Genomic DNA, 14,761 nt, shown 5'->3' with positions numbered 1-14,761 from the left:
AAGTATCCCGTTTATAAAGCAGTTTATGGAACAAGGGGATAAATAGGCTAAAATAAGTATCCCCGTTACTTAAAAAGGGGGAGTTTGAAATGACAATGAATCTTTTTCAAAATAAAACGATTAAATTATCAGCTAGTAGAGAAAAAGATATTGAAGTAATGGCTATGTGGCAAGAAGATAGTGAGTATTTAAGAAATGTAGATACAGATGTAGCATTTCCGCAATCGTTACAAGAAATAGCAAGTGATGGCCTATTAAAGGGACGGAGATCGAATAGTGTTTCTTTCATGTTAAGAACACTTCAAGATGATCGCTTAATTGGTTTTGTTGCAATTCATGGCATGGAGTGGAATAACAGAACGGGTTTATTAGCCATCGGTATAGGAGATGCAAATGATAGAGGTAAGGGATATGGAAGAGAAGCAATCCATCTTATTCTAAAGTATGCTTTCTATGAATTGAATTTACACCGCATCGGTCTCGATGTTATTTCGTATAATAAACCTGCCATTGCATTGTATAAAAAGATAGGTTTTCAAATGGAAGGCTGTATGAGAGAAGCGGTTCAAAGAGATGGAAAGTGTTTTGATCGTATCATTATGGGGATATTGCGGGATGAATGGATAGAGCTGCAAGGTTAGAAAGTACATTCGAAATTATATATGTAGTATGCAGGAGATATAATGGTAATTGGCGAAAATTTACAGTATACTGATTGAATTTATAAGGAGTCATGCAAAATGAATTTGGAAAAGGCAAAACCAGTAAATGAAGAGGTCGCCGAATTAAAAGAACTTATTAAAGAGTTACACGGAAGTGTACATCAACTTCAAAGCGAAGTGCAGCAACTAAGGCACGAAAGACAGGTTGTTGAAGTGAGAAAAGGTATTCAATTATCACCGACAATTGTCGGGCAAATTGGTGGTATGATATTAGGTGGATTAGCAATTATCGGTATATTTTGGTGATGGAAAAAAGGTTTGCAGCACTATGCTGCAAACCTTTTGTATTTGACGATAGAATTTCATATAGTACAACTTCTACATTAAATAACGTAAATAAATGTAAGCATGTGATAACAATAGTGCAATGATTGTTAACGGTAAACCGATTTTTAAGAAGTCCATATAAGAAAATCCATGTCCTTCACGTTTTGCAATACCAGCAACAACTACGTTTGCTGATGCTCCGATTAATGTTCCGTTTCCTCCTAAGCAAGCTCCAAGAGATAACGCCCACCATAGCACTTCGATTTGCGGCGAATCAACAGATAATCCGAGGCCAGTAGCTAAATCTTGAATAAGAGGAATCATCGTTGCGACAAATGGAATATTGTCAATTGTCGCAGATGCGATGCCAGATACCCATAAAATAAGTATAGCAGCGAAACCGATATCACCATTTGTTACGTCGATTACTTCTTTTGCGAGTGAAGAAATAAGTCCGATATCAATTAATCCGCCAACGAGAACGAATAGTCCGGCGAAGAAGAAAATGGTTACCCATTCAACGTGGGCAAATATATCTTCTATTTCATGTTCTTTTACGCCGATTAACATAAGAAGTGTAGCGCCTGTCATTGCGATAACGGCAGCATCTACATGAATAATAGAATGAAGTACAAAGCCTAAAATAGTTAGTCCTAAAATTGTAATCGATTTTAAAAGGAGGCTTTGATCTTTAATATAATCTTTTTCGTTTAACGCCATTAGTTTTTCGATTTGTTCAGGCGTTGTTTTTAGTTTGTTACGATACATGAAGTAAATAATGCCAAGTGTAACGATAGAAATAATAATTACGATTGGAGCTAAATTTAGTAAAAAGGCATTAAAGTCTAAATGCTTATTAGCTGATCCAATCATAATGTTCGGTGGATCACCGATTAAAGTTGCTGTTCCACCTATATTTGAAAACAGTACTTCTGAAATCAAATAAGGAACAGGGTTAACTTTTAAAATACGTGTAATGGATAGTGTAACAGGAACGATTAATAAAACAGTCGTTACATTATCCAAAAATGCAGAACCGACGGCGGTTAATAAGGATAGTAATAATAAAATGCGAATCGGTTTTCCGTCAGCTGCTTTTGCTGCTTTAATAGCTACAAATTCAAATACGCCTGATTGACTCGTAATATGTACGAGAATCATCATCCCGATTAAAAGGGTGATCGTTTCCCATTGAATATGTGATGTGAAAGCAGTGTGTAAATCTACAATTCCAAAAATAATCATAATAGCAGCACCGAATAGTGCAATTACAGCACGATTCAATTTTTCAGAAATAATAAAACCATACGTGACTAAAAATACGGCAATTGCAAAATAATATTGCCAATTTGCTACTTCATGTGCTGATTGTTCCAAGCGAGTCACCTTCTTTAAAATATGTATTCAATTGTCAAAACGTATCCCGATGCATTCATACGGGATAAAATATATTGTAGCAAATTCAAAAAAGAAAGAAAACTATTTAACGAAGTGAAGGAAAAGTTCTGAATTCCACATATGATAAAAAAAATAACAAAACACAGTGCAAATTATTAGGAAAAGTGAGCGTTGTCCTCTAATATAGAGATAGCAATTTACATTATTTTTGCGTAAAATGGTTTAAAGAGGTGAATTCCGATGGAAATAGTAAAAGATAGTTCTCTTATTCAAAATGAAATTGAACGTTTTGTAAATAAAGATGTATATATTCATTTAGAAACAACGAACGGAGCGTATGCGTCACACTTTAATGAAAAGATGATGACAGTTGGAGCATTCATTCGAAATGCAATTATTCGCTTTGAGCGCGGGAAAATAACTGGAACAAACCCATACCGAGTTGGTTTGAAAATGGATCATGGCTGGGTATATGCAGAAGGTATTACGCACTGGGAAGTAGACGATAAAGAGCGTTTATTACTAGCAGGGCATGATAACCAAGGTCGCTTAGCGGTAGCACTTGAGTTAAGCTTAACGCCATTTAAGTAAGAAGGAGGGAAACTTATGGAGAGACATGTACTTGTTGTATTTCCGCATCCAGATGATGAAGCATTTGCTGCGGGAGGGACAATTCGCTTATTAACAGATCAAGGAGTACCTGTAACGTATGCATGTGGTACTCTTGGACAAATGGGACGTAACATGGGGAAGAATGTATTCGCTAACCGTGAAACGATTCCAAATATCCGTGAAAAAGAATTAAAAGATGCATGTGAAGCGATGGGGATTCAAGATTTAAGAATGCTCGGTTTCCATGATAAAACGTTAGAATTTGAAGATGTTGATTTCGTTGCAGATAAAATCGAAGCGATAATTCAAGAAGTAAATCCATCTCGAATTATTACATTTTATCCAGAACACGGCGTACATCCAGATCATGATGCATTTGGCCGCGCTGTCGTTCGCGCTGTATCACGTATGCCAAAAGAAGAACGTCCAGTTATTCATGCGGTTGCGATTACGAGAAATCGTGAAGCAGTGCTCGGTGAACCGGATGTTGTAAATAATATTAGTGAAGTATTTGAACATAAATTAGCTGCACTAGGCGCGCATCGTTCACAAACAGAAGCAATGCTTGAAGAAACACATGCAAAAATAAAAAACAAAGATGCAGCAACATTGAAATGGCTGCAACTTGAACAATTTTGGACTTATAAATGGGAGTAGGCTAGAAGTATATCTTCTAGTTGCTCTTACATAGAAAAAGCGCCGTCACTTGTGATGGCGCTTTTTCTTGTTAAAGACTATATTTCTTAGAGATGTGCATTGAAATTTCTTCATTAACGTGCAGTATAGCCTCCGTCAACAAGAAGTGTTGTACCATTAACAAAACTAGCATCATCACTTGCTAAAAATAAGACAGCTTTAGCCACTTCTTCTGGTGTTCCAAGTCTGCCTTGTGGATGAAGGGAAGCTAAATATTCTTTCTGTTGAGGATTAACACTACCAAGCAAAGGGGTATCAATATAGCCAGGGCACACCGCATTAATACGTATTCCATATTTAGCGTAGGCAGTACATAAATTTTGAGTTAATAGTTTTACGCCACCTTTTGCAGAGGAGTATGCTGTTGGGGTAGGTAATGAAACAAAACTATGAATCGAACCAGCGTTAACGATGACACCGCCTGTACCTTGTTTAAGGAATTGTTCAATCGAATATTTATCAGAAAGGAATACCCCAGACAAGTTAATATCAATGGTTTTCTTCCATTTTTCATAGGACAGTTCGTTTGCCGGTGCATCATCAGCAACGCCGGCATTTGCATACATAATATCTAATTTACCGTATTTACTTACTGTCTCATGGATTAGTTGTTTAATATCTGCCTCTACTGTTACATCAGTTTTAATAAATAACGTATCATATCCATTTGCGTTCAATTCATCTGATAGGTCTTTTCCACGTTCAGAAAAGTCAGCGATAACTACTTTTGCACCTTCTTCAATAAAAAGACGAACGGTGGATTCGCCAATCCCGCTTGCACCACCAGTTATGATTGCTACTTTGTCTTTTAATTTCATATAAACCTCTCCATTCATTAATGAATTTAAGTCGAATTTTTTGAGCTGGTTATGTCACTATTAACCTTAAATAGTAAGTAGATAGAAGAACAAGTTTGCGTTTACTTAACTGTGAAAGTACTGACTTTTCTTTATTGTACTTTTTTTATACAGTGATAGACAAAAATACTAATTGAGTCAATTTTAACATTAGATTGAATATTCGGTAAAGTATTCTCAGATAGAGTGAGTGCTGAAGCTAAACGACTAACCTACATAGATATAACGAGGGGTATTTACATATAGTTGCTCTTTTTTATTTTAGTGATTAACAAATTTTTAAACTTGCTGATGATGTAGTGCAATTAAATAAATCGGTTGTTTTTAGATTTAACTAAAACTAAAAAACAGTAAAAATAAAATGTTATATAATAATTATTTATTGAAAAACGATAAATACAGTGTTAATATCAAATTGAAAATTAGCAAGAGAGGTGCTTTTTATAAAATGTAAAACGAATGTTATGTACTAAAAAGAAATTGATAGAAATTAGGAAAGTTATATATCTTAATAGCAAAAGAAGAAAAAGGAGTTAGAGCATGATTAATAAAACAGTAAAAAAAGTTATCTTGTTTGCAGGTGGTTTGTATATTACTTATTTAGTAGGTGTAGTTATTTTAGCGGAATCTATACCGTATCCTACATCTCAGCAATTAAAGGCAGCTGAAAAAGTAGTTGAACGCTATGTAGGTGAAAATAATGGAGTGGAAATGATAAATACATCTAGCAGCTTCACGGCTGAGATGTTCGATCGTACAATTCATATTGAAGGAAATTCAAAGGAGAATCCGGAACAAGTATTTCGAATGGATTTAGACCGAGTTTCTAATGAAAATGAAAAAATAACCGAAAAATCGATAAATAAAATTTGTAAATCAAATGGTGCAGGAGAGAATTTTACGTGTGCTGATACTGAAAAGTTAAAATGAACATGCAGTGTTAATTATAGTATATAGCTAAAGATAGGAATGCGTAACAGCACAACTACTACTCTAGTTAAATAGGAAAAGCCTCGCAGGGGGGCGAGGCTTTAAACAGGGTATTAAAAATTATTGATTCATTAAGAATAATTTTTTCGAATAAACTAATTTTAGCATGATAACTCATGTATATGTGTTACGAATTTATGAACAAAAAATCAATCATAAAAATACGGGGAAGATGATAATTTATTTGAAATATGTATTATTACATAAGCTTCAAGTGAGAAATAAAAAAGCAGCAATGAGCAAAATAATCTAGAGCCGCATTATATTAAACATAAGTGGTACTCCTAATATTAATCTGCTTCATTATATTGTTATTACCAATGCTACAGAATGCGTGAAGTGGTTTAGTAATGTTAAAACAAGAAATTCTCAGAATCTACGGGTTTAAAATGAAAAAATTTTAGTCATTGGACACAAGGGGGATTCTAAATTAATTGGTTAAGTGGTTGAAAGAGAGACTTTGTTTATTTCGTTTCTTTTGCACTTAATTCATTAGAAATGATATTTAGAAATGATACATATGAAGCGTATATTTTGAATTAACTAATAGAATAATATATATTTATATTGATTTAATGATTTTAATTTATTAAAAATGAGGAAATCAATATGAAGATTAAATTTGATGTAGTAAAAGATGAAAATTTTGATTTTAGTTTATTAGAAAGAAAATTACTGAAAACCTTCAAAGAAGTGGATTGTGAAGCAGATATTGTAAAGGTTGAAGATAAGATTTTTGAGGGAAATAATATTCAAACGAATTTAGCTGAAATCACCATTAATGTTACTGGAAAAAATATAGGCTATAGGTCTGTTTCAGCTAGTATATTTATTGTTCTAGAAAGTTTATCATTACAGTTATTTCGAATTAATATTAGTTTACATTAAGCAGCTAAAAAAGAGAATTTCTTCAGAAAATTATACTGACTATAATGAGTTGTAAATATGAGAATGGTGATTTAAATAATAGTAATTATTGTGGGTGCTCCCGTATGTTGGATTGCACCTTGTTTGTTATTAAAGAAATAAAAAAGCCTTTAAATAAGATGAAAGTCTTTATGAAACGGCATATAAAGAGTGTTCAGGATACGTTATGAAAGTAGAATAATTCAATACTTATTCATATCGCATGTTATTTAAATACTTATTTATACAGAACATGGAAATGTGTAAATAATTCAATTAGATTGTACAAATAATTTGGTACGCGAATATACGGAATGTATTCACGGGTAAGAGGGTTGTCTCATAATATATATAAATTTTTCTATTAAGATGAACAGAGGGTGTGAATATATGGAAGATGTTTACGCGAAAATTGACAGCCTAAAAGCAGAGCAAAAAGAAATTATGAGAGACATACGTACTTTAGAAACGCGTACCACTATTAATGAGAAAGACATAGCAACAATCAATAAGCAATTAGAGAAAATAAGTACAAACACAACTTGGATTTTGCGAATTATTATTAGTGCGATAGTAATGTCAGTTTTAGGATTGATATTAAAAGGGATGATTTAGTCTTGTGAAATAGTTCGATATAAACGAAAGAGGGGCAATTCTCCCTCTTTTTATTATACGAATGGGAAATTGCTTTCCTCCAAGCGTTAAATGAAGGTGGAGGACGAACCTATTTTTTGCAAAAAAACTGAAACAATGTGCTAAACGAGTTTTATAAACTAAATCCAATTAGGAATGGATACTATGAGAACCGAGCATTATTTGTCAACGAAAAGAGTATTTAGGTCCTTCATATTATAATTGGCACAAAGCATATAGCAGTTAGATAAAACATACTATGCATGTATACGTATAGAAAGTTTATTTTTAGATACAAATCAATTATAAATACTGAAAAACAGACCTACATAAATAGAGTCCTTTTTTAGTTTTAAAATTTTTAATTACTACTAGAACAATATGGATCTGTTGAAAAATGTTCTAGATTGTAGCCTCATGTAGAAAACTTTGTAATAGAATCAAACCACTTACCTTAAGTTGATGAACATATGTGGAGACCGTTTGTTTTGTAATTCAAATAATTAGATTAATGTGATAACATTTTGAGGTAGGGTGTAAATGAAATACTGAGGAGGATAAGTATGCAAAAGAGACCAGGAACAAATGAATATAACCCATACTATTCAACGTACATAAAATTAGTACCAGATGGAGATATCATACATATTCTAGAGCAACAAATGAAGGAAACGAATCTTTTATTGAAGGATATTTCTGATAGTGAGGGACATTTTCGATATGCTCCTAATAAATGGAGTATAAAAGAAGTAATCGGTCATATTGCAGATACTGAACGTATTATGGTATATCGTTTGCTGTCCATAGCAAGAGGTGAGACAGCAGAACTTCCTGGATATAATGACGATATGTATGTTCTTAGAGCAGCTTTTGATAAGCAAGCTATGCAAGATCTTCTTACGAATTTAACAGTTGTTCGCCAATCTACTGTGCATTTACTTAAAAGTTTAGATAAAGATGCCTGGTTACAAAGGGGAATTGCGAACAATTCTGAAGTCACGGTTCGTGCATTAGCAAACATTATTGCTGGTCATGAGCTTCATCATCGGCAAATTATAAAAGTACGTTATTTTGGGGCTAATGCATTTACAGAATGTTAAAATACGGAAAATAAAAGATGATGATTTGTAAAAAAATTGCGATTCATTATCTTTTTATTTTTTCTCAATGACCAAATATTACTTAACAGTGGCAAGCTTAATTTATAAGAAAAGAATGACTACATTAGCAACAAGGGTTTAAAGGAAGGGGGATTGATAGTAAGTTGTTTAATTAAAATGAGAGTAACTTTCACCTTACTTTTTGTTATAAATAAAGGAGCAGTTAGCAAAAGCTAACTGCTCATCTCCAAGGGGAAGCAAGGAGAAAAATCTAATGTCATCTACAGTGTTGACGGAATATGGAGTTTTATTCAGGGGATTTACTGATTATGTAGGTTACATAAAAAGTCCTATTAACATCCAGGCTGTTCCGATTAGAATTAAAGATTCGAGTGTAATCCAAAACTTTTTTTCTGGCTTTTGAAATTCTAAAAAGCCTTTTCGTAAGAGCAGAAATAAACCCGCTTCAAGACAGAGGAAAACAACTAGACCCAGGAATTAAAAGTACAAAAGGGGTTTATTATGAGAGTAAGGAAGAAATCGAAATTACCTTTGAATACTTAAGAAAAGAAATTGATAATGATGATGAGAGTCAGCAAATTATTACAGATTACAAAGAGGTATCTTAAAATAAAACTAGAAAAGCATCCAAAACTATTGTTTTTTCTTTTTTAATATAGAAACTACACATTAAACATATATTTATACGTGTTGTTACTATACGCTAAGGAATAGTAATAAAAAAATGATGCTGATAAAACTGTATAAAAATAAAAAGAATCCTAAGATGGGGAATGTTTTATGAAAGTTGATCATGATAAACCTCCTTGATATATAAAGTATTTTAATATATTGTTGGTCTATTTAGAAGGAAAAACATAATTTGGTACATGTTAAACGAAAATTTGAACAAACTAGATATTGGAATAAATGATGCCTTCCTTAAAATAACCTTAATTAAAATATAGCTTTAATAACATTCGGAAATTAAATGGTATAATTTTCTAGGATAACCTAAATAAAGTTTATTTTAGAAAAGAGGTAGAGGGGAAATGTTTCAAAAGCTTAAGTTTTATTTAATGAGCATTTTAATTAGTTCAATGTTAGGTGGAATTATTATAGGTGCTAATTTCTTGGTCCATAACATATATAATTTGGTTGCAGGTAAAGAATATCATTTTAATATGTGGTCTTCTATTATTATATTTAGTGTTGTATTTATTTCGGGCTTCTCGTACATGTTGAAGAAGGGGTCAGATATATTTGTTAATGATTAAATTAATAGCAATTATCAATAGGGGTTGCCTTGATTCGGTTGAAGTCTTTTCTAGCGTGTTAGTTATCTCAATATATATGTATCTCTTGGCACTTGGGCGAGGGTGCCCTCTTTTGTATTGAGAGAATAATAAAATTCATATAATATGATTAATAGATTTATATTTAAATCTTAGGGGTACAAATTCGATGCGACGTAAAAAGGATTTGTTGAATCAATGGAAGGTGGATTTACAAGCTATTCAAGAAGAGAAGAGGATGAAGAAGAAGGCTAAAAATAAGAAATATAGCATTCCTGGTAATACAGCTGGATTCATGAATGGAAAGAATACTTATCGTAAAGAGAATGGGGTATGGAAGCAAAGAAATAAATGACGTGAGGATAAATAGATTTCATTAAGTTTGTAGCATTATTCTAGGCGCTCCCACGATTTGGGTGGCGTCTTGTTTGGTGTTTATGAAGTAATCCATAAACGTATTATATTATTGTTTTTTATTAACAGATATAAAAAATGATTTATTTGTTTTATTGATAATTTGTAAACGTTATTATATTATGTTTGTATATGTATAGACTTAAAACGTTTTTGTTTGATTTTATTGAAAGGTAGGGGATATCGATAACAATAAAATAATGGGCATATCACCTACAAAGAGCTGCAAAAAGAATGGAAGCAGTATGGAAAAGGTGCTTTCGTGAAAAAATTCAAAAAATAAGCATTATTAGCTTTTGAAGAAAAATGACTAGAAAAGTTACAACTAGATGGAGAATAAGGTTATACAAAAAATCTTAAAAGGGGGACAAAATTATGGAACAAGGAAAGTATTCAGTAACACCTCAAGATCGAATGAATTATTTATTAGGTCTTTATTCTGCAGATCAACAAATTAATGCGGTTCTTTATTTTCCTGTAGGTCTATCAAAGGAAATACTTGAACAATCAGTAAGGATAACGTTACAATTGCAGCCAGTTTTGAATAGCCGATTTGTAGAAAATGATACTCCTTACTGGGAGGAACATTCATCTGGCACTAACTCATCTATTTGCTTTTTTGCAGAAGGAAATGATCAAGAACTTGAAATAATGGCAATAGATTTTATTAAGGAACCTGGTGATCGTATTCAGGGGCCTATGGTTCAAACAAAATTATTACGAGGCACTACAACAGATATGTTAGTTGTGAAATTATCTCATCTATGTTCAGATGGTGCAGGAGTCAAGGAATATATTAATTTGCTTGGAGCAATTTATACGCACCTTTCCTTAGGAGGATCTAAGGATCAAATTATAAAGGAATTTGGTGAGGGAAATGAGAGTTTTCGAGATCAATCACATGTATTCAAATATGCTGGAATATCGGACGTAAAAAGTGCGTATCGTCCTAACCAAGAACAGCAGGCATCGTTATGGTCTTTTCCATCTCAACCCAACAAAAATAAATCCCCAAAAATGTCTGTAGGGCGGTTGAGCCGTGAGCAAACTCTATGTCTAACCAAATGGACAAAAGCACAACAGGCTACCTTGAATGATGTAATCATGACTGCATACTTCCGTACTTTATCACATTTCACTGTGTATGCAGAACCTCGCACCGCAGAAAAAATGATCGGTTTGACAATTGATTTACGTCGATATCTGCCTAATTATACGACTGGTGCTATTTGCAACTTATCCGGAATGGAAATGCCAGTGATTAAAATGGAAGATGATGAATCATTTAATCAGACTCTTGTTCGAGTTAAACAATCAATGGATAAAATAAAGGGCCAAAATCCAGGTCTTTCTTCAGCGGCAGGAATGGAGATACTGGCAGGTATGAAGCTATCTACGGTGAAGGAAATGTATAATCAGCAATACGAGCAGGCTGTACAGATGGGGATGGCGTTGCCATTACTGACAAATTTCGGGGTGATCGCTGATGAACCTATTCAGTTTGGTGAAATTCAAGCTGAGGACGGGTATATGACATCACCCATTATGTATGCACCATTCTTTTCAATGGGAGCAAGCACTTATAATGGAAGACTTACATTTACGATTGGTTATCATGCGCCGGAGACATCAAAAGAAAAGGTAGACAAATTTTTAGAATGTGTTATTAATCAGCTATCATAAATAAAATAAAAGACAATATAGCGCAAAATTTTCTAACAGAATTGTATTTTAGGCGCTCGTCTTATGTACGGCTAATCCCTTTTATAAACGCTATATTTAACGGAAAGGCCTTACTCCAGATAAAAGTTTATCTTCAAATGCTTCATAAATTATTTTTGTTAAATTTTCTCTGATTGCACCTATCTTTATGTTTTAGATTTATGGGGAATCGTAGTGAAAAACAATTTGCAACACGAGAAAAACAAAATAGATCAGCATAAGAGTACTAAAAAAGAGAGAAAAGAGCTGACTTAAACTATATTTTGAATCAGCTCTTTTTACTGTTTTTCGAAATGAATTAGTTTTCAGATAATATAAAAATGATAATCTTCTAACAAATAATCAAGGCATCAACACTAGAAAAGTAGAGATAATATGTAATATAATTGAAAAAGTATATTTAAAAATCAATGTTAATATTACCCTCCTATAAGTATTAACATACGTAATTGAGGTGTTTTCTTTGTTGTTTTATGATCGGATTTCTATAATGGCCCCTCCTGTTCCGTAGCTTAGGAAAGTCTTTTTATTTCTGAGATTTTCAAAGTTATAGGAGGGTATGAAAAATGAAAAAAGTCTCAGTACCATCACTTTGGTTAATGATTATTCTTGTAGCATTTCCGCAAATTAGTGAAACAATTTATACACCGTCTTTACCAGACATTTCAAAGGCGTTACATGTAAGTAATAATGAGGTGCAGTTAACGCTTAGTGTTTATTTTGCTGGATTTGCTTTAGGTGTATTTTTTATTGGATGGTTATCCGATATAATTGGTCGTCGCCCGGCGATGTTACTTGGAATTGTCATATATGGCGCGGGGAGCTTCTTATGCTTTATTGCAAGTTCCATTGAATTTTTATTGTTAAGTCGTTTTATTCAGGCGTTTGGAGCAAGTGCAGGATCAGTTGTGACGCAAACGATTCTTCGTGAAAGTGTAGAAGGGCATAAACGTCACATTATGTTTGCTCAAATTTCGGCAGTCATTGCTTTTACACCAGCAATAGGACCGTTAATTGGTGGTTTTCTTGATCAAATGTTTGGATTTAAAATAGTATTTTTAAGTTTAGTAGTTATGAGTATCGGAATTTTGCTGTATACGTTTGTTTCTCTTCCAGAAACAAAAACGGGTGCAGTAACGGATAAGATAAATGTGTTTTCTGTTTTAAAACGGTTGATTACAAATCCGAAAGTAGTAACATATGGGCTATTAATTGGAGGAGCGAATGGCGTGTTATTTAGCTATTATGCAGAAGCGCCGTTTATTTTTATTGAATACTTTCAGTTATCGCCTAGTATGTACGGATTTCTAGGAATTGTTGTTGCTTCCGCTTCTATTATTGGAGCGAAAGTTTCAAAGCGGTTACTTACCACTTATAAACCAGAGAAAATTATATATATCGGTTGTTTTGTAATGACAGGTGGAGCAGTCGCTTTATCTATTATTACTTCAGTTGGATCAAATCCAAACATAATATATATGATTGGATTTTTAGTAGCGATGTTTATATTGCTATTAGGAATTGGGGTAGCATTACCTAACTGTTTAAGTTTAGCATTAGTAGATTTTCAAGATGTCATTGGTACAGCTGGAGCATTGTTTAGCTTAGGGTACTATATAATAGTGACGGTGACAATTTGGGGAATGAGTCAACTTCATACGGGCTCGTTACTGGTGATGCCACTTTATTTTCTAGCTATTGTAGCTATCATGTTGGTGTTTACTAAGGTGTTTATTGTTGGTAAACGAGTTGAAAAAGCAGTTTAATTATGTATTAGGAAAAGAGTCTCATTGGAAAATGAGGCTCTTTTTTATTATTTTTTAATAAATCATTAGAATAGTTTTAAAATTAAGTTAATTAAAAAGAAAGAAGGTACAATATGAACGGTCTAAATGTTAAAGCAACTACACAAGAAGATTTACAACAAATTTTAAAACTATGTACAATTTATGATCAAGCCATTTACGGTGAAGTTGATACAACGGTAGAGGATATTACGAACTCATGGAAAGGTATTGATGTTAGTAAAAGTTCTTACGTTGTTATGAAAGAAGAAGAAATAATTACTTATGGTATTTTGACAGGGAGTGAAAGACAGTTTCCATCTGCTGTACTTATTCATTCTAATTATATGAATCAAGGTATTGAACAAATAATATGGTCAAAGCTTGAAGGGTGGGCTAAGGAGCTTGTTAGTAATTCGTCTTGCTCGAATGGCACGATTGTAACACAAGCAAATAATTTCTATGAGGAAAAAATGTTAGAAGAAGCTGGTTTTATTCCAACTCGTATTTGGTGGGGGATGGGGATTGAATTGCAGGGGAATGTTCCATCACCAATATGGCCAAATGGGGTTACAGTGCGACATTACATACCGGGTGTGGATGATGGGAGATCACATCAAGCTTTTAATGAAGCCTTTGCGGAGCACTGGAATTCGCAACCTTCTACGTTAGAAGAGTTTTTGCAACGTACTGAAAGAGATGGGTTTCATCCTACATTATGGTCACTAGCAATGGCTGGGGATGAGATAGTTGGTTTTATATTTAGTAAAAAGGGTACTGATAATAAAGCTGAAATTACGCATCTAGGTATAAGATGTTCTAAGCGGAAACAAGGGTTAGGATTATCACTATTAAACCATGCATTTAGTCAATTGTACGAAGAAGGGACTTTAAAAGTTCAACTGAATGTAGATTCTGAAAATATTACAGGCGCACCTCGCGTATATGAAGCAGCTGGAATGGAAGTACAGAGTAAATTTGTTCGCTTTGATAAGGAGATCCTTGCTAAGGGTGTATATGGTATGTAACTTTACTAATATATTATATTCTTGTTTGAGATGTTAATAGAGTGTTTAAAAAGTATGAAAATAAATTTTGAAAATGGTAGTAGCAATAGGAATGAAATTCTTTTAAAATACGTTAGCAACTATAAATATTGAGTTATATGATATATGAAACCGAGGGAGAACTGCTCTCCTCGGTTATTTATATTGTAATAATATTCATATCGGCACCATTTTGAATAGATGTATTTTATTGCTAATTCAGTTAAAAATTAAACATCATTATGCATATTAATTTATTGAAAAAATAATTGAATTTTTCAGATAAATGAATTAATATAAAATAAGTAATTTTAAGATT

The 14,761-nt window shown here is 33.0% G+C and carries 15 protein-coding genes; 13 read left to right on the top strand and 2 right to left on the bottom strand.

Annotated elements, in window-relative coordinates:
* Positions 1 to 89: 89 nt before the first annotated feature.
* Positions 90 to 641 carry a GNAT family N-acetyltransferase gene (locus ACS2MN_RS10700; protein ID WP_088054756.1) on the top strand — a complete coding sequence of 184 codons (552 nt, stop codon included), beginning with the start codon at positions 90 to 92 and terminating at the stop codon, positions 639 to 641.
* A 99-nt stretch (positions 642 to 740) separates the two neighbouring features.
* On the top strand, positions 741 to 968 hold the full coding sequence (locus tag ACS2MN_RS10695; protein ID WP_088054755.1) for a hypothetical protein: 228 nt from the start codon (positions 741 to 743) through the stop codon (positions 966 to 968).
* Between the two features lie 72 nt (positions 969 to 1,040).
* On the opposite strand, the gene ACS2MN_RS10690 is transcribed toward ACS2MN_RS10695, so the two are convergent.
* A complete protein-coding gene (locus ACS2MN_RS10690; protein WP_000438005.1) occupies positions 1,041 to 2,366 on the bottom strand; it encodes an ArsB/NhaD family transporter in 1,326 nt (441 codons plus the stop codon).
* A gap of 261 nt (positions 2,367 to 2,627) precedes the next feature.
* Here ACS2MN_RS10690 and ACS2MN_RS10685 point away from each other — a divergent pair, with 261 nt between their 5' ends.
* Together ACS2MN_RS10685 and bshB2 are read left to right on the top strand one after the other, a co-directional pair.
* On the top strand, positions 2,628 to 2,978 hold the full coding sequence (locus tag ACS2MN_RS10685; RefSeq protein ID WP_000407039.1) for a YojF family protein: 351 nt from the start codon (positions 2,628 to 2,630) through the stop codon (positions 2,976 to 2,978).
* 15 nt (positions 2,979 to 2,993) lie between these two features.
* Positions 2,994 to 3,656, top strand: a complete 663-nt coding sequence (gene bshB2, locus ACS2MN_RS10680; RefSeq protein ID WP_000439466.1) for a bacillithiol biosynthesis deacetylase BshB2 — start codon at positions 2,994 to 2,996, stop codon at positions 3,654 to 3,656.
* A gap of 113 nt (positions 3,657 to 3,769) precedes the next feature.
* Here the strand turns inward: bshB2 and ACS2MN_RS10675 are convergent, their stop codons facing one another.
* The gene (locus ACS2MN_RS10675) at positions 3,770 to 4,513 is read right to left on the bottom strand and encodes an SDR family NAD(P)-dependent oxidoreductase (RefSeq protein ID WP_000768011.1); all 744 of its coding nucleotides are present in this window, start codon (positions 4,511 to 4,513) and stop codon (positions 3,770 to 3,772) included.
* Positions 4,514 to 5,092: 579 nt separating this feature from the next.
* Here ACS2MN_RS10675 and ACS2MN_RS10670 point away from each other — a divergent pair.
* The 9 genes from ACS2MN_RS10670 (at position 5,093) to ACS2MN_RS10630 (ending at position 14,424) form a co-directional block, all read left to right on the top strand.
* Positions 5,093 to 5,482, top strand: a complete 390-nt coding sequence (locus tag ACS2MN_RS10670) for a hypothetical protein (protein ID WP_087948764.1) — start codon at positions 5,093 to 5,095, stop codon at positions 5,480 to 5,482.
* Positions 5,483 to 6,151: 669 nt separating this feature from the next.
* The gene (locus ACS2MN_RS10665; RefSeq protein WP_000693590.1) at positions 6,152 to 6,430 is read left to right on the top strand and encodes a hypothetical protein; all 279 of its coding nucleotides are present in this window, start codon (positions 6,152 to 6,154) and stop codon (positions 6,428 to 6,430) included.
* Between the two features lie 408 nt (positions 6,431 to 6,838).
* The gene (locus ACS2MN_RS10660) at positions 6,839 to 7,063 is read left to right on the top strand and encodes a hemolysin XhlA family protein (protein WP_000390466.1); all 225 of its coding nucleotides are present in this window, start codon (positions 6,839 to 6,841) and stop codon (positions 7,061 to 7,063) included.
* A gap of 581 nt (positions 7,064 to 7,644) precedes the next feature.
* Positions 7,645 to 8,181, top strand: coding sequence for a DinB family protein (locus ACS2MN_RS10655; protein ID WP_346994465.1), 537 nt, complete (start codon positions 7,645 to 7,647; stop codon positions 8,179 to 8,181).
* A gap of 1,052 nt (positions 8,182 to 9,233) precedes the next feature.
* On the top strand, positions 9,234 to 9,458 hold the full coding sequence (locus tag ACS2MN_RS10650; protein WP_000486800.1) for a hypothetical protein: 225 nt from the start codon (positions 9,234 to 9,236) through the stop codon (positions 9,456 to 9,458).
* A 187-nt stretch (positions 9,459 to 9,645) separates the two neighbouring features.
* A complete protein-coding gene (locus ACS2MN_RS10645) occupies positions 9,646 to 9,831 on the top strand; it encodes a hypothetical protein (RefSeq protein ID WP_346994466.1) in 186 nt (61 codons plus the stop codon).
* Positions 9,832 to 10,265: 434 nt separating this feature from the next.
* Positions 10,266 to 11,573 carry a condensation domain-containing protein gene (locus ACS2MN_RS10640; protein WP_000434827.1) on the top strand — a complete coding sequence of 436 codons (1,308 nt, stop codon included), beginning with the start codon at positions 10,266 to 10,268 and terminating at the stop codon, positions 11,571 to 11,573.
* Positions 11,574 to 12,178: 605 nt separating this feature from the next.
* Entirely contained in the window at positions 12,179 to 13,378 is a 1,200-nt protein-coding gene (locus ACS2MN_RS10635; RefSeq protein WP_346994467.1) for a multidrug effflux MFS transporter, read from the top strand.
* 113 nt (positions 13,379 to 13,491) lie between these two features.
* Entirely contained in the window at positions 13,492 to 14,424 is a 933-nt protein-coding gene (locus tag ACS2MN_RS10630; protein ID WP_346994468.1) for a GNAT family N-acetyltransferase, read from the top strand.
* Positions 14,425 to 14,761: the final 337 nt, after the last annotated feature.

Origin of the sequence: Bacillus cereus group sp. BceL062, from assembly GCF_051780025.1 — a bacterium.
Taxonomy (GTDB): Bacteria; Bacillota; Bacilli; order Bacillales; family Bacillaceae_G; genus Bacillus_A; species Bacillus_A toyonensis.
The sequence above is the reverse complement of the archived record's forward strand: the minus strand, read 5'-3'. Positions and strand labels throughout refer to the sequence as shown.

What these genes read in the sequence shown, in the direction of transcription:
- bshB2 (WP_000439466.1), top strand. Translation starts at nt 2,994, where the DNA reads ATGGAGAGACATGTACTTGTTGTATTTCCGCATCCAGATGATGAAGCA.
- ACS2MN_RS10670 (WP_087948764.1), top strand. Translation starts at nt 5,093, where the DNA reads ATGATTAATAAAACAGTAAAAAAAGTTATCTTGTTTGCAGGTGGTTTG.
- ACS2MN_RS10700 (WP_088054756.1), top strand. Translation starts at nt 90, where the DNA reads ATGACAATGAATCTTTTTCAAAATAAAACGATTAAATTATCAGCTAGT.
- ACS2MN_RS10635 (WP_346994467.1), top strand. Translation starts at nt 12,179, where the DNA reads ATGAAAAAAGTCTCAGTACCATCACTTTGGTTAATGATTATTCTTGTA.
- ACS2MN_RS10640 (WP_000434827.1), top strand. Translation starts at nt 10,266, where the DNA reads ATGGAACAAGGAAAGTATTCAGTAACACCTCAAGATCGAATGAATTAT.
- ACS2MN_RS10650 (WP_000486800.1), top strand. Translation starts at nt 9,234, where the DNA reads ATGTTTCAAAAGCTTAAGTTTTATTTAATGAGCATTTTAATTAGTTCA.
- ACS2MN_RS10660 (WP_000390466.1), top strand. Translation starts at nt 6,839, where the DNA reads ATGGAAGATGTTTACGCGAAAATTGACAGCCTAAAAGCAGAGCAAAAA.
- ACS2MN_RS10655 (WP_346994465.1), top strand. Translation starts at nt 7,645, where the DNA reads ATGCAAAAGAGACCAGGAACAAATGAATATAACCCATACTATTCAACG.
- ACS2MN_RS10675 (WP_000768011.1), bottom strand. Translation starts at nt 4,513, where the DNA reads ATGAAATTAAAAGACAAAGTAGCAATCATAACTGGTGGTGCAAGCGGG.
- ACS2MN_RS10685 (WP_000407039.1), top strand. Translation starts at nt 2,628, where the DNA reads ATGGAAATAGTAAAAGATAGTTCTCTTATTCAAAATGAAATTGAACGT.
- ACS2MN_RS10645 (WP_346994466.1), top strand. Translation starts at nt 9,646, where the DNA reads ATGCGACGTAAAAAGGATTTGTTGAATCAATGGAAGGTGGATTTACAA.
- ACS2MN_RS10665 (WP_000693590.1), top strand. Translation starts at nt 6,152, where the DNA reads ATGAAGATTAAATTTGATGTAGTAAAAGATGAAAATTTTGATTTTAGT.
- ACS2MN_RS10695 (WP_088054755.1), top strand. Translation starts at nt 741, where the DNA reads ATGAATTTGGAAAAGGCAAAACCAGTAAATGAAGAGGTCGCCGAATTA.
- ACS2MN_RS10630 (WP_346994468.1), top strand. Translation starts at nt 13,492, where the DNA reads ATGAACGGTCTAAATGTTAAAGCAACTACACAAGAAGATTTACAACAA.